Origin of the sequence: Pandoraea sp. SD6-2 (assembly GCF_000389825.1) — a bacterium.
GTDB lineage: Bacteria > Pseudomonadota > Gammaproteobacteria > Burkholderiales > Burkholderiaceae > Pandoraea > Pandoraea communis.
This window is the reverse complement of record NZ_KB944444.1, coordinates 45168-66116: the sequence shown is the minus strand read 5'-3', so window position 1 is coordinate 66116 and position 20949 is coordinate 45168. Positions and strand designations below refer to the sequence as shown.

At 54.4% G+C, this 20949-nt stretch carries 15 protein-coding genes, 1 tRNA gene and 1 pseudogene; 7 read left to right on the top strand and 10 right to left on the bottom strand.

The window, feature by feature from the left end; all coding sequences use genetic code 11:
• The first annotated feature begins 100 nt into the window (after positions 1 to 100).
• The 4 genes from C266_RS13325 to C266_RS28410 all read left to right on the top strand — a co-directional run bounded on the left by C266_RS13325 (position 101) and on the right by C266_RS28410 (position 3357).
• Positions 101 to 1384 carry an aspartate carbamoyltransferase gene (locus C266_RS13325; RefSeq protein WP_036662967.1) on the top strand — a complete coding sequence of 428 codons (1284 nt, stop codon included), beginning with the start codon at positions 101 to 103 and terminating at the stop codon, positions 1382 to 1384.
• Between the two features lie 152 nt (positions 1385 to 1536).
• Positions 1537 to 2550, top strand: a complete 1014-nt coding sequence (locus C266_RS13320) for a class 1 fructose-bisphosphatase (RefSeq protein ID WP_010805867.1) — start codon at positions 1537 to 1539, stop codon at positions 2548 to 2550.
• A gap of 165 nt (positions 2551 to 2715) precedes the next feature.
• A tRNA-Thr gene (locus tag C266_RS13315) sits at positions 2716 to 2791 on the top strand.
• A gap of 335 nt (positions 2792 to 3126) precedes the next feature.
• The gene (locus C266_RS28410; RefSeq protein ID WP_370855840.1) at positions 3127 to 3357 is read left to right on the top strand and encodes a hypothetical protein; all 231 of its coding nucleotides are present in this window, start codon (positions 3127 to 3129) and stop codon (positions 3355 to 3357) included.
• A gap of 272 nt (positions 3358 to 3629) precedes the next feature.
• On the opposite strand, the gene C266_RS13310 is transcribed toward C266_RS28410, so the two are convergent.
• Positions 3630 to 4409 (bottom strand): sulfite exporter TauE/SafE family protein, encoded by a 780-nt coding sequence (locus C266_RS13310; protein ID WP_036662965.1) that lies wholly within the window; start codon positions 4407 to 4409, stop codon positions 3630 to 3632.
• 821 nt (positions 4410 to 5230) lie between these two features.
• Between C266_RS13310 and cysD the strand changes: the two genes are divergently transcribed.
• Entirely contained in the window at positions 5231 to 6169 is a 939-nt protein-coding gene (cysD, locus tag C266_RS13305) for a sulfate adenylyltransferase subunit CysD (protein WP_210400013.1), read from the top strand.
• A gap of 8 nt (positions 6170 to 6177) precedes the next feature.
• Positions 6178 to 8094 carry a sulfate adenylyltransferase subunit CysN gene (gene cysN, locus C266_RS13300; RefSeq protein WP_051126312.1) on the top strand — a complete coding sequence of 639 codons (1917 nt, stop codon included), beginning with the start codon at positions 6178 to 6180 and terminating at the stop codon, positions 8092 to 8094.
• A gap of 241 nt (positions 8095 to 8335) precedes the next feature.
• On the opposite strand, the gene rffA is transcribed toward cysN, so the two are convergent.
• The 8 genes from rffA to C266_RS13265 form a co-directional block, all read right to left on the bottom strand.
• Positions 8336 to 9517, bottom strand: a complete 1182-nt coding sequence (gene rffA, locus C266_RS13295; protein ID WP_010805863.1) for a dTDP-4-amino-4,6-dideoxygalactose transaminase — start codon at positions 9515 to 9517, stop codon at positions 8336 to 8338.
• Complete coding sequence (locus C266_RS13290; RefSeq protein ID WP_010805862.1) at positions 9514 to 11148, bottom strand: GMC oxidoreductase; 1635 nt, start codon at positions 11146 to 11148, stop codon at positions 9514 to 9516. Before C266_RS13290 ends, rffA begins: the two co-directional genes overlap by 4 nt.
• Entirely contained in the window at positions 11132 to 12409 is a 1278-nt protein-coding gene (locus C266_RS13285; RefSeq protein WP_168162921.1) for a DegT/DnrJ/EryC1/StrS family aminotransferase, read from the bottom strand. The genes C266_RS13290 and C266_RS13285 overlap by 17 nt, the downstream gene beginning before the upstream one ends.
• Positions 12396 to 12935 (bottom strand): hypothetical protein, encoded by a 540-nt coding sequence (locus tag C266_RS13280; RefSeq protein ID WP_010805860.1) that lies wholly within the window; start codon positions 12933 to 12935, stop codon positions 12396 to 12398. The genes C266_RS13285 and C266_RS13280 overlap by 14 nt, the downstream gene beginning before the upstream one ends.
• Positions 12936 to 13003: 68 nt before the next feature.
• Complete coding sequence (locus C266_RS13275) at positions 13004 to 14002, bottom strand: lysylphosphatidylglycerol synthase transmembrane domain-containing protein (RefSeq protein ID WP_010805859.1); 999 nt, start codon at positions 14000 to 14002, stop codon at positions 13004 to 13006.
• Positions 13999 to 14775, bottom strand: a complete 777-nt coding sequence (locus tag C266_RS13270) for a sulfotransferase (protein ID WP_010805858.1) — start codon at positions 14773 to 14775, stop codon at positions 13999 to 14001. Before C266_RS13270 ends, C266_RS13275 begins: the two co-directional genes overlap by 4 nt.
• Complete coding sequence (locus C266_RS26860; RefSeq protein WP_010805857.1) at positions 14772 to 15698, bottom strand: glycosyltransferase family 2 protein; 927 nt, start codon at positions 15696 to 15698, stop codon at positions 14772 to 14774. The genes C266_RS13270 and C266_RS26860 overlap by 4 nt, the downstream gene beginning before the upstream one ends.
• Before the next feature lie 859 nt (positions 15699 to 16557).
• Positions 16558 to 18768, bottom strand: coding sequence for a YfhO family protein (locus C266_RS13265; RefSeq protein WP_144265821.1), 2211 nt, complete (start codon positions 18766 to 18768; stop codon positions 16558 to 16560).
• A gap of 256 nt (positions 18769 to 19024) precedes the next feature.
• Between C266_RS13265 and C266_RS28085 the strand changes: the two are divergent.
• Positions 19025 to 19675 (top strand): annotated as a pseudogene (locus tag C266_RS28085) (transposase); the annotation flags it as partial.
• A 428-nt stretch (positions 19676 to 20103) separates the two neighbouring features.
• On the opposite strand, the gene C266_RS13255 reads toward C266_RS28085, so the two are convergent.
• Positions 20104 to 20769 (bottom strand): DUF1415 domain-containing protein, encoded by a 666-nt coding sequence (locus C266_RS13255; RefSeq protein WP_051126301.1) that lies wholly within the window; start codon positions 20767 to 20769, stop codon positions 20104 to 20106.
• Between the last annotated feature and the right edge of the window lie 180 nt (positions 20770 to 20949).

Genomic DNA, 20949 nt, shown 5'->3' with positions numbered 1-20949 from the left:
CCCGGCTGGCGCGGCCCCACGCGGGGCACGTCTTTTGCTGGACAAACAGCGAATCGACGCCTATTATACGCATCGCGTACACAGCCCTGCCGACCCGACCATGAGTGCACAGCAGACATTCCTGCGCGACGCGATGCGCCGCCTGAACATGACCCGCGACAGCTTCGCCGAGCGCATCGGCGTTCGCCGGCGCGCCCTTGACACCTGGCTGTTGCCTGAGGATTCGAGCGAATATCGCACGATGCCGAGCATCGTGGAGAAATTCGTCGGCGAAATCCTCGGCCGCGAAGCACCGTCCGCAGAATCTACGCAAAGCGCACACAAACCCTTGCGTGAACGCATGGGCCTCGACGGCAAGCCGCACCTGATCTCGGTCGACCAGTTCTCGCGCGACTCGCTCGAAGAGCTGTTCCACGTCGCCGATATCATGCAACCGATTGCGCGCCGCCAGAAGATCTCGCGCGTGCTCGAAGGTGCCGTGCTCGGCAATCTGTTCTTCGAAGCCAGTACCCGAACCCGTGTGAGCTTCGGCGCCGCCTTCTGCCGTCTTGGCGGCTCGGTGTGCGACACCACTGGCTTCACGTTCTCGTCGATGGCCAAGGGCGAATCGATCTACGACACGAGCCGTGTCATGAGCGGTTACGTCGACGCGCTCGTCGTGCGTCACCCGGAAAAGGGCTCTGTCGCGGAATTCGCGCGCGCCACGAACATTCCCGTCATCAACGGCGGCGACGGTCCGGGCGAGCACCCGAGCCAGGCAATTCTCGACCTGTACACCATCGGCCGCGAGTTCTCCCGGCTGGGCAAACTGGTCGACGGCGCCCACGTCGCGATGGTCGGCGATCTGCGCTACGGCCGCACGGTGCACTCGCTCATCAAGTTGCTGGCGCTGTATCGCGGCCTGAAGTTCACGCTGATCTCGCCGCCGTCGCTGGAAATGCCGACGTACATTCTCGACCAGATCTCGCAGAACGGTCATGTGATCGTGCAGAGCAACTCGCTCGCCGATCTGGCCGGTGCGGATGTGGTCTACGCCACGCGCATCCAAAAAGAGCGCTTTGCCGACGAAGCCATCGAAGGTTATACGCCGGACTTCCAGATCAACGAAGCGCTCATCAACCAGTATTGCGACGCGCGCACGATCATCATGCATCCGCTGCCGCGAGACAGCCGGCCGGGCGCCAACGATCTGTCGACGGATCTGAACCACGACCCGCGACTGGCCATCTTCCGCCAGACGGACAATGGCATTCCGGTGCGCATGGCGATCTTCTCGATTCTGCTGGGCGTGGACAAGCAGGTGCAGCACAGTATGCGCGACGCCACCTGGCGCGCACCGTCGCACATCGGTCCGGATGACGCGCTGTTCGACGGCCTCGACTGACCGGCTGTGTCTCGGAAAACACCGAGACCTACCTCAGCCACCCCTGAAATTGCGCTGCCCCCAAGGATTTTTCGCGGGGGCAGCGTGCCTTTACGAGTAAAATTGCGACCAAATCGAATCGGTACGCTTTTTTTGCTTTCCCGGAGGCCCACATGCGGCGCAAGACCCTTACCCAATATCTCATCGAACAGCAGCGGGAGTTCAACAACATTCCTGCCGAGCTGCGACTGCTGATCGAAGTTGTTGCGCGCGCGTGCAAGACGATCAGCCATGCTGTGTCCAAGGGGGCGCTGGGTGGCGTGCTGGGCAGCGCGGGCAGTGAAAACGTGCAAGGGGAAGTCCAGAAGAAGCTAGACGTGATCTCCAACGAGATCATGCTCGAAGCGAACGAATGGGGCGGCCATCTGGCGGCCATGGCGTCGGAAGAAATGGAAGACGTCTTCCACATTCCGAACCGCTATCCGCAGGGCGAATATCTGTTGATGTTCGATCCGCTCGACGGCTCGTCGAACATTGACGTGAATGTGTCGATCGGCACGATCTTCTCGGTACTGCGTTGCCCGGAAGGCGTAACGGACCCCACGGAGAAGGACTTCCTGCAACCGGGCACGCAACAGGTCGCGGCCGGTTATGCGGTGTATGGTCCGCAAACGGTGCTGGTGCTCACGACGGGGCATGGCGTGAACTGCTTCACGCTCGATCGCGAAATGGGTTCGTGGGTGCTCACGCAGGAAGGCATGCGCATCCCGGAGGACACGAAGGAGTTCGCGATCAACATGTCGAATGAGCGGCATTGGTATCCGCCGGTGCAGCGCTACGTCAGCGAACTGCTGCAAGGCAAGGAAGGCGTGCGCGGCAAGGACTTCAACATGCGCTGGATCGCCTCGATGGTGGCGGACGTGCATCGCATTCTCACGCGCGGCGGCGTGTTCATGTACCCGGCCGACAAGCGCGATCCGGACAAGCCGGGCAAGCTGCGCATCATGTATGAAGCCAACCCGATGAGCCTTCTGGTGGAACAGGCGGGCGGCGCGGCAACGAACGGCATGCAGCGCATTCTGGATGTCCAGCCGCAGAAGCTGCACGAGCGGGTGGCCGTGTTCCTCGGCTCGAAGAACGAAGTCGACCGTGTGACGGCCTATCACAAAGAAGACAGCGCGAAGTAAGGTCACAAGAACGTCGTCGCGCCAGTGAATACGTCGCGACGACGAAAGCGCAGGATTTCTGCAATTTCAAGGATTTACGCGTAACTTACGCAGAGACAGCAAAAAATCTTTGAAAAAAGTCGTGACAAACGTAGAAAATCTGCTATTATCTCACTTCTTCGCAGCGCCGGAGTAGCTCAGTCGGTAGAGCAGCTCATTCGTAATGAGAAGGTCGGGGGTTCGATTCCTCTCTCCGGCACCAGCGACTTAAATCGTTGGGTATGACGAAGTCCTAAAAACCCGCATAAGCATTAGCTTTGCGGGTTTTTTGTTTTCTCGCGAGGTACCATGCAATGCCCCCTAATCTCGACCAATCTGGGGCATTTTGGGGGGGCATAACTGAGCCTCCCGCGACCGATAACCCCAACAGCATGGCGTCGCAATCATGGCACTTACAGACGCCGAAGCTCGCACAGCAAAACCAGCACATAAAACGTATCGACTTGCCGATGGCATTGATCCGGGTGAAGCAAGGAAAGCGGAGAAACGCACTGCCTGCCGGAACTCCGGGAATTGCTTCGAAGTCGTGGCGCGTGAATGCATGCAAGATTCGCGTCGAACTGGACAGACGGCTACGCGCAAAAAATCCCACGCCACTTGTCGCCTTATGCTTTCCCGCGGATTGGTGGCCAGCCGATCGCCGAGCTGGAAGGGTTGGAGGTGTTGGATGCTTTGCGCCGCGTAGAGAGGCAAGCTGGAAACCGCGCATTGACTTCGCGTCAACATCGGTCAGGTGATGCGCTACCCCGTCGCTACAGCACGAGCTAAGCGGGCCGTTACCGTAGACCTACGCGGCGCTTTGTCACCAATCAAGACAAAGCACTTCGCCGCCATCACGGATCGGACTGAGCTTGGCCACCTGCTCCGAGCCATATACGCCCCCCTCGTCCTGACGACCGCGCGCCGGGCAGATCGCACTATTTTTCGCGCTGACCGCTCGCCACAACGCGCATTTGCAACAATCCCACTGCGGAGTCGAATTACGGAGATCAGGAGAAAGCAGCGCCGACGCACGCCAAATCCCAATAGACGACTCAGACTCAGATCAGCACTTTGAGCCCCGTGGATAGCAACACCAATGCAAGGGCCACCTGCAGCCATCGGCCCGACACCCTTCCCGCCAACTGACTGCCAATAATAACCGCCGGAATCGAGCCAACCAGCAGACTGGCGAGCATCTGCCAATCCACAGCACCGGCAAACAAATATCCCATTCCGGCGACGACCGCCAGTGGAATGGCATGAACGAGGTCCGTGGCGACCAAACGATGCGGCGTCATGCGGAGCGGATATAGATTCATCATCATGACGGTGCCCAAAGCACCAGCTCCGACGGAAGTAAGCGCAACGCACACACCCAGCGTCGCGCCGACCAGCACCGTCAGACCGGGCTGCATCGCCTTGAACCGATCAGGATTGCTCAGTCGTCGACCACGCGCGGCCGCGGATAGGCGAGGTGCGAAAATCAGGCCAAAGGCAGTCAGCATCACCACCCCAACAACAATGTTGGTGAGCCATTCCGCCTTGGCAACCACACCACCTGCGCTCACCAGCAAGACCACGCCAAGGGAAACGGGCAAACTGCCTGCCCACAATCGCCTCACCACCTGCCAATCAACCTGACCCGCACGGTAATGAATCCGGGCACCAAACAACTTTGTGATGGCCGCGAACCAAAGGTCTGTCGCAATTGCCGTGGTCGGAGCGATGCCAAAGACGAAGAGCAGGATGGGAGTCATGAGCGCCCCGCCACCAACCCCGGTCAGCCCCACAACGAAGCCTGTAACTGCCCCCGCCAGGACGAAAGTCGAGTCGATCACAGGCACCTCAAATCCGAGAGCGGGACGGAAGCCGCAACCGGCGAGATGAAACGGGGGGGCAACTCAAACATCGTCGGAGGATACGCATCTGCATTTGGCTCCATGAGCTCATGACTCAGACGAGCAGCTTCGTCAATCGAGAGCGCAGAAGACCCCGACGGCACTCCTGCCCCAGCCAACCTGACAATTTGAATCAGACGTCCCGCCATGATCTGGGTTGCTCGTCGCATTATGTTCAATCGATGGATTATACTCACCAAGAAGTACTGAATAAGAAAAAAACACCGTGAAATTCCATCAATTTGAATATTGAGACAACGCGCATGACGACTTCTGTCATCTTTGGCCTTGATGCAGACCGGGTCTGGGACACCGAAACAGCCTTCCAGCATCTGCAATCACTGGGCGAGGTCAGTACCAAGCGCACAGCGGAACGACGCCTGCGTGACTTGCGTGTTCTCGCCGGGGAGCTTGGGGAGGATTCGTTGGAAGACGAACTGGGGCGGCCGGCAAACAACCTCGTGCTTGCCTGGGCGTTGGACAAATCCCGAAGCAAGCGCAAGCTCCCCCTCTTCGCGCAACTGCACGAAATGCCTAACGGCGTCACCAGCCTGCAAGCCAATGACGCACGTGGCGCCGTTTACTGGCTTCCTATCGATGCGCCCCTCGGCACCGCGATATTGCTTGCTGCCTTACAACGCATTCAGCAGCACGTGGGCAAAGAGATTGCAGTTTTCCCTCACGGCGAACTTGTCCGCTGGCTTCGCGAAGCGACCTCTACGCAATTGGTCACGCTCACGCCCAACGCATACCCGCCGATTGTGGCACCACTCCAGAGCGCAGTAGCGCCAAGGCGCTTCGCAGCAACACCGCACCTTAAGCGCCTGGAGGCTGAGAGCATTCATATTATTCGCGAGGCTGTCGCAGAAGCAGACAACCCCGCGATGCTTTACTCCATCGGCAAAGACAGCTCGGTTATGCTGCATCTTGCTCGCAAGGCCTTCTTTCCGGCGCCGCCGCCATTTCCGCTCCTGCATGTCGACACGAGATGGAAATTCCAGGAAATGTACTTGTTCCGTGATCGTCTGGCCGAAGTCAGTCGTCAGGATCTGCTGGTATATGTCAACCCCGAGGCCATCGCCAAAGACATTAATCCATTTGATCACGGGTCTGCACTTCACACGAATGTCACAAAGACAGAAGGGCTTAAACAAGCGTTGGACAAATACAAGTTCGATGTTGTTTTCGGCGGCGCACGACGCGACGAGGAAAAGTCTCGAGCCAAAGAGCGCATTTTTTCGTTTCGTACACAAACGCATCGTTGGGACCCAAAGCACCAACGCCCCGAGCTATGGAATTTGTACAACACCCAAAAGAGCCGAGGCGAAAGCATCCGTGCCTTCCCGCTGTCAAATTGGACTGAGCTCGATATCTGGCAATACATCCTCCAGGAAGATATCCCAATCGTGCCGCTGTATTTCGCGAAAGTACGCCCCGTGGTGGTGCGCGACGCCGCCATCCTTCTCGTCGACGACAATCGCTTCCGCCTGCTGCCCGGCGAAGAGATTTCAGAGAAAATGGTCCGCTTCCGCACACTCGGCTGCTATCCACTCACCGGGGCGATCGAATCGGATGCCACGTCGGTACCTGAAATCATTCTGGAACTAATTAATACACGCACTTCCGAGCGGCAAGGTCGGGCGATCGACAGTGACGGTAACGCCAGCATGGAAAAGAAAAAGCAAGAGGGGTACTTCTGATGAGCCGCATGCCAAACAAAACTCAGGACAAGTTGCGCCGGCCAAGGCAAGCCGAACAAGTCGGCACCATCGAAGCCTTTCTTGAAAAACAGCGCGACCAGGATCTGCTTCGGTTTATAACCTGCGGCAGTGTAGACGACGGGAAGAGTACGCTGATCGGCCGACTGCTATGGGAGGCACAGCAACTCTTCGACGACCAGATCGTCACATTGCGCTCAGAATCCAAGAAATATGGAACACAAGGTGACGAGGTCGATTTTGCCTTACTGGTCGACGGCTTGGCGGCCGAACGGGAACAGGGAATCACAATCGATGTGGCCTACCGCTTCTTTGCCACCAGCAAGCGAAAATTTATCGTGGCCGACACCCCTGGGCACGAGCAATATACTCGCAATATGGTCACCGGCGCATCCAATGCCGATGTAGCAATATTATTGGTGGATGCAAGAAGCGGCCTGCTCACACAGACACGACGTCACGCGTTCCTCGCATCTTTATTGGGGATCCGCCACGTGGCCTTGGCCATCAATAAAATGGACCTGGTCGGATTCAAGGCGGAAACCTTCCATGAGATCCGAGAAGCCTTCGATGCCTTCGCCAACCCGCTTGGCTTTGCGTCGATTTCTGCAATCCCCCTGAGCGCGCTGAGGGGCGACAACATCACCGAGCGGTCCTCGCAAACACCTTGGTACAATGGCCCCACCTTGCTGGGATATCTGGAAAGCATCACGGTATTACCGCGGCATTCGGATCGTTTCGCATTTCCGGTGCAGTGGGTCAACCGGCCAGATTCAAATTTCAGAGGCTTTTGCGGCACGATCGCCGGAGGGAGCGTGCGGGTCGGTGAAGAAATTCGCGTGACCGCATCCGGGCATAAGGCAATCGTCTCCGAAATCTTATCCATGGATGGCTCGCTTGACGCGGCGACAAGCGGCGACGCGGTGACACTTCGACTCGATCGGGAAATCGACGCTTCGCGTGGCGACGTGATCTCATCGAGCCAGTCGCCCTTGGAGACCACAGACCAATTCGAAGCCACGCTGGTCTGGATGCATGAGGATGCAGGCCTCACCGGTCGCAGTTACGATATTAAATTGTCTACCCAATCGGCATCGGCATCGATTACGACAATCAAGCATCGCATCGACATCAATACCGCATCCCACCAAGCCAGCAAGACGCTTGCGCTCAACGATATCTCGACGTGCAATATCGCAACGAGCAAACCACTGGTCTTTGACACCTACGATAACTGCCCCACTCTCGGCAGCTTCATTCTCATCGACCGCTTTAGTCACACCACCGTCGCAGCAGGGATGATTCGTCATAGCCTGCGCCGGGCGGAAAACGTCCATAGGCAACCGCTTTCGATTACGCGCGTTGATCGAGAGAGACTCAATGGACACGAAGGCAGGGTCATCTGGTTTACCGGCCTGTCCGGTTCCGGCAAATCAACGCTCGCTAACGCGCTGGAAATTGCACTCCATCAACGAGGGATGCGGACATACCTCCTGGACGGGGACAACATTCGGCAAGGGCTGAACAAGGACCTGGGCTTCACGCAAGGTGACCGCGTAGAGAACATTCGACGTATTGCCGAAGTCGCAAAGTTAATGATGGACGCCGGCATGATCGTGATGACCGCGTTCATCTCGCCGTTTAAACGCGAACGTGAAATGGCTCGCGACCTAATTGGCGCGGAGAATTTTCTTGAGGTATACGTAAACACTCCGCTCTCGGTATGCGAAGCGAGAGATCCGAAGGGTTTGTACAAGAAGGCTCGTGCGGGTCAAATCCCCAACATGACCGGGATCAATAGCCCCTATGAACCTCCGGAGCACCCGCAGCTCATCGTGGAAGGTCAGGATCACCCCACCGAATACGCGGTCGAAACGATTATAAAAACGCTCCTCGAACCCGCCTAATTGCAGGCCGTCTTCGTGTCTCAGGCATTCCCCCCCCGAGTCGACTCACTCAGTGCAAATGCCGGCACAATCAAGACCGCCAGCAGTTGTCATCGGTGAGCGCAGTGCCGTTCGGGTTCGCCTCGAAAAGCTGGAACACTCAAGTCGCGTGATCGCCGACCAAGTCCATCCCAGCAACCCTCTTCGGCGCCCCCGAACGCCGAAGAGCCCCCCCCGGCCAAGGCATTCGCCTTTAGCCGTGTTATTTCTGGCAAGCGCCAGAAACGGGGAAATGTCCGCGTGAGTTGGATGTCATCAGGAGTGCAAGCGTCTTTTCCGCAATCTCAACGACCTCCGATTCGCGCAGATCGGGGTAAAGAGGCAATCGCACCAATCTTGCTGACAGACTATCGGTAACTTGCATGCCCGAACCCAAGCGCCCGAACCGCCTTCCGGCGTCAGACGAGTGAAGCGGAACATAGTGAAAGACGGCGCTAATCCCGCTCGCTTTTAGACCTGCAAGTACCCGCTCCTGCTCATCAGGATCGCGTGTTATGAGGTGGAACAAGTGAGCGTTATGGGTAATGCCCTCGGCAACAGAGGGGAGTCTGATCGATTCATCAAGCCCCAAACCCTCACGAAACATCTCATGGTATCGATTCCAGATCGCCATACGACGATTGTTTATCTCATCAACGCTCTGGAGTTGAGCATACAAAAAGGCGGCCACGAGTTCGCTGGGCAGGTATGACGAGCCAATATCGACCCAAGTGTACTTATCAACTTCGCCGCGAAAGAACCGGGAGCGGTTCGTGCCTTTTTCACGGATGATTTCCGCGCGCTCCATGAATCTTGGATTATTGATGACAAGCGCACCACCTTCCCCAGAGACGATATTCTTGGTCTCGTGAAAACTGAATGCAGCCAAATCGCCAATCGTTCCGAGTTTCCGTCCATGGTAATCGCTGCCCAAGGCTTGCGCCGAATCCTCGATAACCATCAAACCATGGCGCTTCGCAATGTCCATGATCACGCCCATCTCACAAGCGACACCCGCGTAATGCACGGGAACGATAGCCTTGGTCCTCGGCGTAATCGCAGACTCGATCAAATTTTCATCGATATTAAGCGTATCCTCGCGAATATCAACGAAAACCGGAATCCCACCACGCAAAACGAAGGCATTCGCGGTCGAAACGAAGGTGTACGAGGGCATGATGACCTCGTCACCGGGCTGGATATCCGCAAGCAACGCGGCCATTTCCAATGCCGCAGTGCAGGAATGGGTTAGCAGAACTCCGGCAGCCCCCCCCAGGTAATTGAGGAGAAATTCAGAGCATCTCTTCGTGTACTCCCCATCTCCGGCAAGACGCCCCCGCTCAAGCACATCCTGCAAATACTTCAGTTCCGAACCTGCCAGGCAAGGAAAATTGAAACGAATCATTCTGACGCCCCGATATCCTTGGACCACTGAATATTATCGACAATCCGGTAAGCATTCGCCATCGCGAGCAAGCCTATCGTCGTCCCAGGTAAAGACGGGAACACCGACGTATCTACTATATGAACGCGCTTCCAAGCGTGAATCCTACCCAACGTATCAGTCTCCAAGCTGTCAACCGCCTCCGATCTCATAGGAAGCGTACCCCCGACATGATAGGCACCGCTATTCAGTTTTGCGAACGGAAATAGCGGCAAGCAACCAATTCGCCCAAACACCTTTAGCAGGCTAATGGCAGATGCCCACATCACCTTCGCCTGCGGGAATGATTTCCGCTGAACCGAATAAAGCGGGTTGGCAATCTCCGGATCTGCAGCGGCCGCAACGCTCAACTCGTAAGTCCCCGCATGGTCTGAATGATAGTTTACCAACAGCAGAAAAGTGTGTTCCGCGATAAAGCGCTTGACGCGGCTGACGAAGCCTTTCGTCTCCGCCGACACACCGAGCTTCTGCATCAGCAGTTCATTCTCAGTTGAGATTTGCACGTGCGCCCAGTGCTCAAGCCCCTTGCCTTTTAGTTCGAGGAAAAGACCTGGCTGAGTATTACAGTGTGGCCAGTTTATCGGCAATCGTCGCAAGCTAAACACCGGCAGTACAAAGCCGCCGCGGCTCTTGAGTTGCACTTTCCTATTGAACTCGCCCAACGAGTTGAGGACAATCCTGGCGCTGTTCACAGCCCCCGCCGCGACAAACACGCGATCGAACGCTTGCCTACGCAGTTCCCCGTTCCCATCGAAATAGCACACCGAAACATGCTCCCCCTCCTCGGCAAGCCCGTCGACCAGACACCCCGGGACGTAATCGATCTCCCCCCTATCACGCAGAGCCAGGATGTCGTGTGCAGCCTTGTAAATGGAACCGTAGACGCAACCAGACATACATTGACCACAATACCTGCAGCCCGCCCCTGCGCTGCCAGTTCCGGCGTCCACCAGTAGCCTAGCCTGCCCAAAGATAGTCTCCCCCTCCTTGAGCACCTTGGCCTTATGTAGCGCCGTCAGCAGTTTCTCTGAAGCCCGGCTAAGTTGAAGCGGTACGGCACTGCGCGATGACAGCGGGAAATTCAAACTCAGAGCGTCATCCGCAGCGGAATATGGCAGGTCCGCAAGGACTATTTCACAGTACCTTTGCAACTCATCCGCGCCTACCGGCCAGTCAGACAGGTCGCAGGACTGAGGAGGAAGCGCTGCAGCCCCCCATCCGCTACTGAGTCCTCCGAGCGCGTAACTGAACGGAGGCACGTTCCCTGTCGCCTTGACAGGGGCTTCAACTCGCGACGCCCCATAAAAATAGTCTGAACCGAATACGAGCTTTTTAGGGATCGAAGAGCCATCCCTCAGGGTATGGTTCTGATTCAGCCACTTCCTATCCGATGGAGTCCACGCCACGGGGGACGTAGCCGCCAATGCCTCGACCTTCTTTTCGCTGTCCTGATCCAGCCCTTCGCCCCAATCGAACACAGTCGGCCGAATACCCAGATTCCTCAATGCCTTTATCGCACCGACCGCCGCAAGGCCGCTGCCGATGATCGCGACACTCATGGTGTCAAGATCGCGGTTAGCCTTCTTTTGCATGCCCACGCTCTTGAAAATAGCCGTTTACAGCCATAACAATCCGCTGCATATCCGACTGACTGAGGTGTGGGAAACATGGGATGAATATCCCATTTCTATAAATACGTTGCGCTGTTTGCAAGTCGGCGCGGTTCGGATAGTCTTTCAACGCGCAAACCAATTCCAAGCTTGAAGTCGCGCTGTCAATACCTCGCTTTGCAAAGTAAGCTTGGGCTTCAAGCGCATTGGAAACTGGAAGAATCAACTGCCAGTAAACATTACGCGACTCCTGAGTAGTCTTTGGGAAATCATCAATTTCGCAATACGTTTTCAGGAACTCGACGTTTGCCACTCTCGCGGCGTCTTGAGCGATAACGCCCTTGATCTGCTCAATGCCGATCTGCGCTTGTACCGATGTATACCGACAAAACCATAGAAGCGGAAGCGTCGCAAGCCGTCCTTTGTCGCGATGCCCGGTCTGCTTGAGAGCAGCCTCCGGATCTCGCTGGCGAACGAGTTGCAGTGCCGGAAATGTCAGCAAGGAGAACACCGGCTCGCTTGTGGCGACATTACGCACGAGATTGACCCAGGCCTTCTTGATCAACGCCGTCCTGCGTGCAGGCATCAATCCAGCCTGCGCGTTCCTCAGTCTGTCGTGAATTACTTGGTCATCCGTGATCGCAAGCCCGCCTCCCAGTGTATCCAGGGTCTTGATCGACGAAGCGCTGTAAATCCCAACATCACCAAAAGTCCCAACGCGCCTGTTGTCGTATCGACCGTTCAAGCATTGCGAAAAATCCTCGATAACGAAAACACCATTCGCCTTGAGCAGAGCCACCATAGCGGATACGTCGGGCACCAAGCCGAACAGCGGCGTGATGATGGCTACCTTGACGTTTGGATTGAGCTTCTCGCGCAGTTGATCCAGTCGGAAATTGATCGTGTCAGCATCCAAATCCACATATACGGGCGTGAGACCGAGATCCACGACAACATCGACAATTCCCTTGATCGTGATCGGAGGAAGAATAACTTCAGCTCCCTTCGGCAAATCCAGGGCCTTCAGAACAAAATAAATTGCAGTTCTTGCAAACGGAAACGCAATGCAGTGCTTACGCTCACAATAACTGGCAAAGATGTTCTCAAACTCTATGACTTTCTCCTTCTTGTGAAGTGGAGCAAGCATAGAAGCAAGCAGATAACGAACGCTATCCGTTACCTTGTGATAAATAACACCTCTGGGAATTTTCTTTAAGAATGATTTCATTTCATCTTTTTTCATCAAAAGATTCTGGTTTTTTTTCATTCAAGACCAACAGAAAAACATCCGTGAGTCCAAAGATACTCTTTTTTCGGACAATCGAACCATATCTCATCAGCAATCCGATTTCGGCCTGCGGGGAAATTTTCGTTGCCGAATGCGCATTTGGTCGACCAAGAAGATATTTTCCTATTTTATTCATCCACCCCTGCCGGCTTATCCCAACAACCATTTTTATCTTTCTATTTAGATTGATTAATTCAATCAATAGATTCTCGAGACTCACCTCATCAAAACTATAAAATACCTGATTCGCCACAAGCACATCAAACTCAACACCCCGCCAATCGGAGACGTCGCTTAAATCTGGAATGATGTCGTAGCCCACCACCCCATCCTTCAGCAAGCGCTTCAACTCTCCGTTCCCGCAGCCGAAATCCAATATTACCAGACCTGGCTGCCTTAACTCGCCGATGCGGACGATCTGGTTTAACAAGTAACGAAAATAGAATCCGGCGACTCCGGAGTAACTTGTCACCCCTTTCATCTCACACCTCTTTTTACAATTAATAATTTTCCGGGCTTCATAAGATCCGATTCATCGACAATCTGAAATTACCGTCGACCATCTTCTTCAGTTCGCCCCCTGACGATTTTGCGTAGAAACGCACTCACGCGCTCCGTACTTGCTGCATCAATTGCGTAACTTATCGGCCCGCAAAGCACAATCGATACACTTAAAGCCAAGTACGCCATCATCGCGATCACATAGGAATTTTCGTGGCTATATCCCCAATACCCCAATAGATACGCAAACACCCCTTCGCGCAGGCCGACCCCTTGAACGGTAACGGGTATGAGACGGATCAGTTCCACCAACGTGGCTACCGCGGCCAACTGAGCCCACGAAACGGAAAAGCCGAATCCGTGGGCAATCACTTGGATGGTAGCTATCCATGAGAATATGCCAAGAAAGGTAATCCCCAGCATTGGCAACGCGCCTGTTGTGGTCAGCAGACCAAAGACAACCGAAATCCACCGCTCGAAGGCAATGAATCGCCGCCCGCCTTTAAAACTATGCAAAATAGTGATCGTACAATGCAACAAAGGCTTGGCAACAATGGGCAGTCCGAGAGCAACGATTGCGATCATGGCTCCATAAACGTACGGATTCTCGACCCACGCTGTACGAAATCCGGATTGGACCAGCAAGTAGGTATAGGCGATCGAAAAAACCAATATGTATCCGTAGAATCCAATAATCCGTTCGCGCAATAACAGTTTCACCAAATCCGCACTCGAAAGAGAAGGCCGCCTCAATTTCACCAGGCGATAAGCATCTCCTCCGAGGTTAGCGGGCGTGAATGTGTTCAAAAAATTGGCCCTGAAATAGATGGCGAGTTGCGACTGGAATGAAAGGCGCACCTGGGCAACTGACAATCTATGCCAACGGAACCCAAGAATAACGACGGTAAAAATATTGATGCAAATCGCGATCACGAAGCTCGCCAACGACCCTTCTTTGAGAGTTCGAAGCATCGAGTGAAAATCCAAAAGCGACACAGCAAAAACGACAAGTGCGACGCTAACTAAAAATTTCAGCGCCTGCTTCATATCGACTCGTTACACTCAATTCTTTTGTGATGCTCTCGCCAAACATCTATATCTCGCTGAAGAAACTTCTCCAATCGCAAGATGCTATCCTGATAGCCCGTCACCAAATCCCGAAAAGCCCGACCTTCATTTCCCTTCGGCACAGTGGCCGAATTGAATACTCTATGCAGCGCCTCGGGTACAACCGTGTCGTCCAATTCGAGCCAACGGTACAGCAACTGCACCTCCTGTAGATTACCTACGATCTCTTCGAAAATGACGACGCGAATCTGCTTGGCGTCAAACACCTTCAGATAGCTCTCGATATAATCAATATAATTTCCGCGCCGGCGGTAGGCGAACGGCGTCACTGAGGTGGAGAACTTTGCGCCCCTCAACCGCTCGGGCTCGGCAGCTAGAGCAGCACTGAAAGAAAGATCTTCTATTTTGTGCTCGACACTAAATCGATAATTCGAATAAGCCCTCGACACGGGATCACGCAAAATCATCAAAATTCTGGCGTCAGAATAAAACTGTTTTATCTTTCTTGCGACGTCATCTCTCTCGATATACGAGGTACTTTTTTCGCCCAGATAAATTGTTCTTGCATCACGATCCTTGAAGTATTCGCGCTCGTAATACTCCCGCCCCTTCAATACCAACTCGTCATTCAGGAAGAATTTTGGTTCTGGGCGAACCGGATGCGCCATACTCACACCCGGATGTTCGTCCAACAACTGATACAAGTAGGTAGATCCCGAACGCTGTGCGCCGACGATAAACAGATTTTTCATTGACGCACGGTCTCCCTGACCTCATAGCTACGCTGCGCGCCTAATTCACGCAGAATCCGGCCAAGATACTCTCCCATAACACTCAACAGGAGAATTAAAATTCCATTAAAGAAAGAAAGCAGAACTGCTAACGAGGCCCACCCCGGAGCTCTTGTCCCGTTAGCTATTGCCTGGATCAGAAAATAAAAACCAAGCGCGAAACCAACGGCGGAAATAACAAACCCCAATGCAGCGCAACAACGCAACGGGAGCACCGAATGATTAAATAGGATCGACGCAACCAATCGCAAAATTCGTCTCACCGTATAGTTGCTTTTACCTTCGGCTCTTGGTTGATGGCGAACCAATACATTACACCGACGTCCAGAGTACTTGAGAACGAGCCCAGGAATGTACGGTGCATATGAATTGTCTCGACAAACACGGTCGACCACGTCCCTTCTAATGATTCTGAAATTTGTCAAAATCAAATCATCGCTTACGTCGAACACCTTTCGATTAAGCCACCCGACGAACTGACTACCTATTCGGCGCACAATCGAATGCCGTTTGGCCTCAAACTTCCCAATTACGAGGTCATATTCGTCGCGCGCGGCATCGATGAGTTTCCCGATTTCACCCGGCGGATTCTGCAGGTCATCGTCCATCGTAATGACGTAATCCCCCTTTGATTCTCGAAAACCACACAGATTCGCGCTATGTTGCCCGTAATTCTTCAGCAAGTTTATTGAAACAATTTCGCTATATTTACGAGCGAGGTCACATATTACAGGCCAACTATTGTCCTTACTACCGTCGTTCACAAGAATGATCTCGAACGACCTTCCCGCAGTCAAAAAATACTCACGGACTTGCCTTACGGTTTCGGCGACAATGCCGGAACTGTTATAAACCGGTATGACAACGCTATATAACTCACTCATATTTCATCATCATTCATTATTGTAAAAACTGATGAATCCAACCTCCCGACCCACCGCAGCAACGCACTACAAATCAATTAAAAAATAGCGCCATTGCCAACAGAATTTTCCACAAACGGATATCCAGATAAATCACCAAATCGAATTCAATTCGCAAAGTTTCAGCGTCCCGCACAAACCCGGTCGTCGCGCGACACGACGATGTTCGCGCGCAATGATTGTGGATAGGGTGCGTTTGAATCTTTACGGCGAAGGCAAATGGAAGGCGCCGGCGACATGCTTGACGCCGGGCGTATCTGGAAAGGACGTGAAATCGGCTCGGGCGTGAGCGGCACTGAATGACACATCAAGACGTAGGCAGTGTCGACGGTGTGTACGGCACGAAATAGCACAGTACAACGATTACCGTGCGTCACACCCAACCGGCAATTCAGCCGCGCAAAGGGGCGGTGCCGTGACCTGACGAGACGCCCGGCGCGAGTTGGCGCTACGGGACCATCACCATCGTTGCTCGAAGCGGCCGACGGGGAAAGAAGGAGCGTAGCGACTGCTGTCGGCACTCGCTGGGCAGGAGTCTCACGTATCGGCTCACCGGCAACCGAGCGGCGATCCGCACCAGGGAACTGACCCACCTGACGACTCCCGCACGGCCCCTGCCCGTCCGTATCGCTCGAATCACAGATCACAAGCCCCCCCCTATCGTCAAACTCGATTTATGCAGCAATGTGCGGCCATTGTATCAAGCCTCATTTCGTTACGACACAACGAGGCCAACAAATGGCCGCAGCCGCTTAGGCGCGCCGCAGCTGGCGGCTTCCTCATTTCCCCCCCCCGGACGCCCCACAAGCGCTACGCTGATTCAGGCTCCCACGCCAACTCTACTCAGACGCACGTCCAGCACACGCCGCCTCAAAAAAAACAACGCGCACAGGAACAGCACAAAATAAGGCGAGGCCAACATGAAAATCGTGAAATAAGGCCTAAAAACAAACTCAACCGTATGCGTACCTCCCTCGGGAATCCGGACCCCCTGGAAAATCAAATTCGCCGAAATCAATTCTGCTGGCTTTCCATCTAAGTAAGCGCGCCACCCTGCGTAACTTACATTATTAAACACCAGCAACGCCGGGGAGCTCGTCACCACGGTAATTTTTGCCGAATTAGGAAAAATGCTGATTCTATCTATTCTCCCGGACACGGCATCGGCATATGCAGCGCCCTGGTAATTCTCGGGCCCCACAATCGGATGAAGCGGGGAATCCGATATCTGTCGAGCGAGCGCTTCCGCGTATGCGTTATCGCTCGAAAAATCGCGTCGACTTAATATTTTATCGACCCGCTCACCTTGCGCCAAAAACGCAATCTTAGCCAAAAACGCGTCATTCTTTACGTACCAGTAAATCGGATTACTCAGGTGATTATAACCATGCGCAAACGGCACTTTATTCAGCAACCAGTCCTCATCATCAAAGACATAGTCGTGCGCGGTTGAAAGTTTACGGAAATTTTCAGTAATTTCAACATTCACCTTTCGCCCCCCCATTTTCTCGAAATATCCAGATAAATCCGGAATTTTCGAGTACTTATAGTTCGGCATCGATTTAGGAATCTCGTGAAACGAAAATGCACTCACGCAAACCAAGCTCATCAGCAATACGTTTCTTAACAAACGATCGGACACTACGTTTAGCAGCCAGAAAAGCAAAGCAATTTCAGCCACAACGTGGTACTGCTCAATCGGCGTGTCGAGCGCAATGAAAATGAAAGCAACTGGAACCAACACCAGGCAAATCCGCGAGGTCGCTTGGCGGAGAGTAATACTTGATGACAGCGCATTCAACTTCAAAACTGCAAGCATGCAGAGTGCTATCGAACAGTAGTACCCACCCGCAAACCACCAGCGATTTGCTTTAAGTACAGGAATGTGCTCGATAATTTTATTAATGCCGTATCGATTACCGGTTGAATAAAGCAATGCAACGAAAAGCAAAATCAACCAAAAACTCTGACTTGAGAACACCTTCTTTTTCCAAGGCGTCGCCAACACGACAATCCACAAGACCCAGCCGGCACCATAGGGCCAGGCGGCCCGCATATCGGCCGACCAAATCGGATCATTCGCTGCAATGCGGGGATCGATCGCAGCCGCCACTGCATGAAAAATTGAGTTATATGAAAAATTCTCTGCGGGCAACAGACTGCGCAACCTCGGATCAGGCGAAACAAAATCGCCGTAGAATTTTCCATAATAACTACTAAGATTGATAATGCCAGGCAATATCAATCCAGCATACAGAACTCCAATTACTAAAAAGAACAATCCGAGGGTCAATGCCACCCTCCGCAAAACCATCCGCTGCTCGATGCTCGCCGCCCTCATGCGCGATAGATACATGCCCCCCGAAAACAAAAACGCGATAATCAAGTTGACAACGTTCAGCCACAGATATCCCGAAGCGATATACAAAACAAAAAACGCCGCCTGACAAACAACAACGTATGGGCGACGCGAGTTTCCGCGAATAATATTCAAACAAACGAGCAACAACCAGGGCAACGAACTGAATGAAAAAACGAAGACCATTTGCCCGGTAATGGGCAACTGAACGGCGAGATCGAACGCGACAGCGCCGAATAACGCCACCATTCGCCCTGCACCTTGCGCTCGAAACAAAGAATATGCCCCCAGGACACCGACAAGCATTGCGGCCTGGATCATGAACTCGTAGGATTGCAGGGGATTAATCACCCACGCAAGCACTATAAATATCAACTGAAACGGCGTATATAAACCCACATTATTGAAGCTTGGGAAAAAATTCCCAGATTGAATAAAATGAGTCCATAGCGGAACACTTCCACTCCTGAGCGCATCACTAAAATACGTGAAATTCACGAAGCTCCAGTCGTGCGTATCCCATCCCGTATAACTTTTTCCAAATAAATTCTCATAGAAAAATGAGAAATGCAAAAGCAAGAAAAATATTGCGATCGCAATATTTTTATAGCCCGAAGAATTGCAACTTTTCCAGTTGCAAGAGCTCTGGTATTTAGAAATTTTCATCTCCATATTTAAGCGAATCTTGTAAATCTAGCGTGAAGATCGTTTTTTATCTGCGATTAGCAGCGATACTTATGAACTGCGCCTTGGCGAGAGTCGTCATGCGTCCCGGCACCCTGACGGGGTTCGCCACTCGGTTGCCTGTGAGCCGATAGGTGAGATTCTCGCCCAGCGAGCGCCGAAAGTAGCCGCTACGCCTCCTCCATTCCCGTTGGCCGCTTGAAGCAATGGTGACTGCGGTCTCATTGCGCCCAATCGCGCTGAGCAAGCGTGGGCAGGACACGAGCGTCTCGCGCCCAAAGCCAAGTCGGACGGCGAAACGCCACCTGACAAACCGGAGACGCCCAACGAGGACTCGCGCGGCCAGAAACGCAGCAACGCCACGCAAGAATCGACGACCGATGACCGGGCGCGTCTGTTTCGCAAGCGCAAGGGGACCGGCGCCGTACTTTGCAATACGGGCGATGTGCTGAGCGATAACCGGCAAGAACCGGTGGCCAATGCGCAGGTCACATTGGCGGCGCACGGGACCGCTGAGCGCGATGCGGCGATCGAGACGCTTGCCGATGCCGCCCCCGCAGTATCGACGCCCATCGTGGTCGGCGCCGGCAAGAACCATGGCAAGACAGGCTTCGTGGCGGCCGGTCGCGCCCACCGTATAACGCCGCATGAGGCGCGGAACCACGCGCGTCGGGGCGCCTCGGCCATTGATGGCCGGACGACACGTTGGCCCGGCTAGGAGATAAACCAACGGAAACGCAAACGCATCGAATAAGTGTTTGGATAGCGCAGAACGGACGGTCGCATTCGGCAGGCGATGCATCGCGGCCACAAGCGGGTCGAACAGCGGTTTCCGCTTGCGCAGGCGGCGTACAACTTGACGCGCATGCGAACGCTGGCCTGCGCTACTGCGTAGCGGCAGAATCCAGGTCGACGGTGACATTACCTTTTGTCTCCGAATGAAAAGAATGGAGCGTCCATCGCTCGCGAAACCTCGACGAACGTCAGTCACGTTCGAAAGACGGCGCTATGACGACGCCTAATATGTCACTGGCCTGGTAGGCGACGTATAGTGTCCTTCAACCACGCTTCACACGCCCGCGCATCGCCATTGCGAGTCCTCCGCAGCGTGTTAGCGGCCGGGCTGGCGAGCTAAGCTCGCAATTGTACTTTCAATTCGCGAGGCGTCGCCCCGCCGCGCCTCGCCGCCGACCGCGAGGTGCTGCGTCATCAAGTATCCGCGCTCGGATCGCGTGGAAATGTGTTCGCCCCCAAAGGTTAGACGGGTGTCCGACTTTTTGGGTGCAGTTCACGCGACACCGCGCCCGCGGGTACCCCCGCCGTTCAGCGCTTCTCTTGGGCGCCATCAATCGCGCCGCCGATCGCATTATCGTTCGCCCCGTCTTCGTCCTCCGCCGTCTGCGCCATCCACGCGTGATAGCCCTTCACGCCCATCTGCCGCATCAGCGCTTCGTTGCGCGCAAAGATCGTCTCGGCCTCCGGAAACGCCTCCACCGCGCGATCGATACTCGACTCACGCAGCAAATGCAGAATCGGGTAGGGCGAGCGGTTCGTGTAGTTCTCCACGTCGTCTGGCGCCGTGCCTTCAAATTGATATTCCGGGTGAAAGCTCGCAATCTGCAACTCACCCTCGAGATGCAACTGCTTGAGCATGCGCTCTGCGAAAAACAGGGCGTCGTTGTACTCGTGAAAATCGAGCAACGCATGCGGCAAGATCAGCAATGTGGTGTCGACGGCTTGCGGGTCGGCCTCGGCCAGCCGCTGCAACTCGTGCTCCAGATCAAGCAGCGCGCCTTCCCTATCGCGGGCCGGGCTCACGGCATAGCGAATCTGATCCTTGACGTGCACCGCCTTCGCGAACGGGCAGAGATTCAGCCCGATCACCGCGCGCGTGAGCCAATGGCGCGTCGCCGCAATCACGGCCTCATGCTCCTGACGCGTCAACGATTGAGGCGTGGCATCGGTCACTGGGAAGGTTTTCTCCGGCATACGAAATGGGGCGGTAACTCATGAATACTGCATTGTAATTCCCCCTCGGCCCGCACCGGCATGCCCGCCATCGATAGCCTCGATGTGCGAATGCCAAAACCGGCTCGAAGTATCTGGGTAACCATGCGCCTTCCCTACCGCAATGCACCCGACACCACCAACGCCTATGCTCGGCTCAAC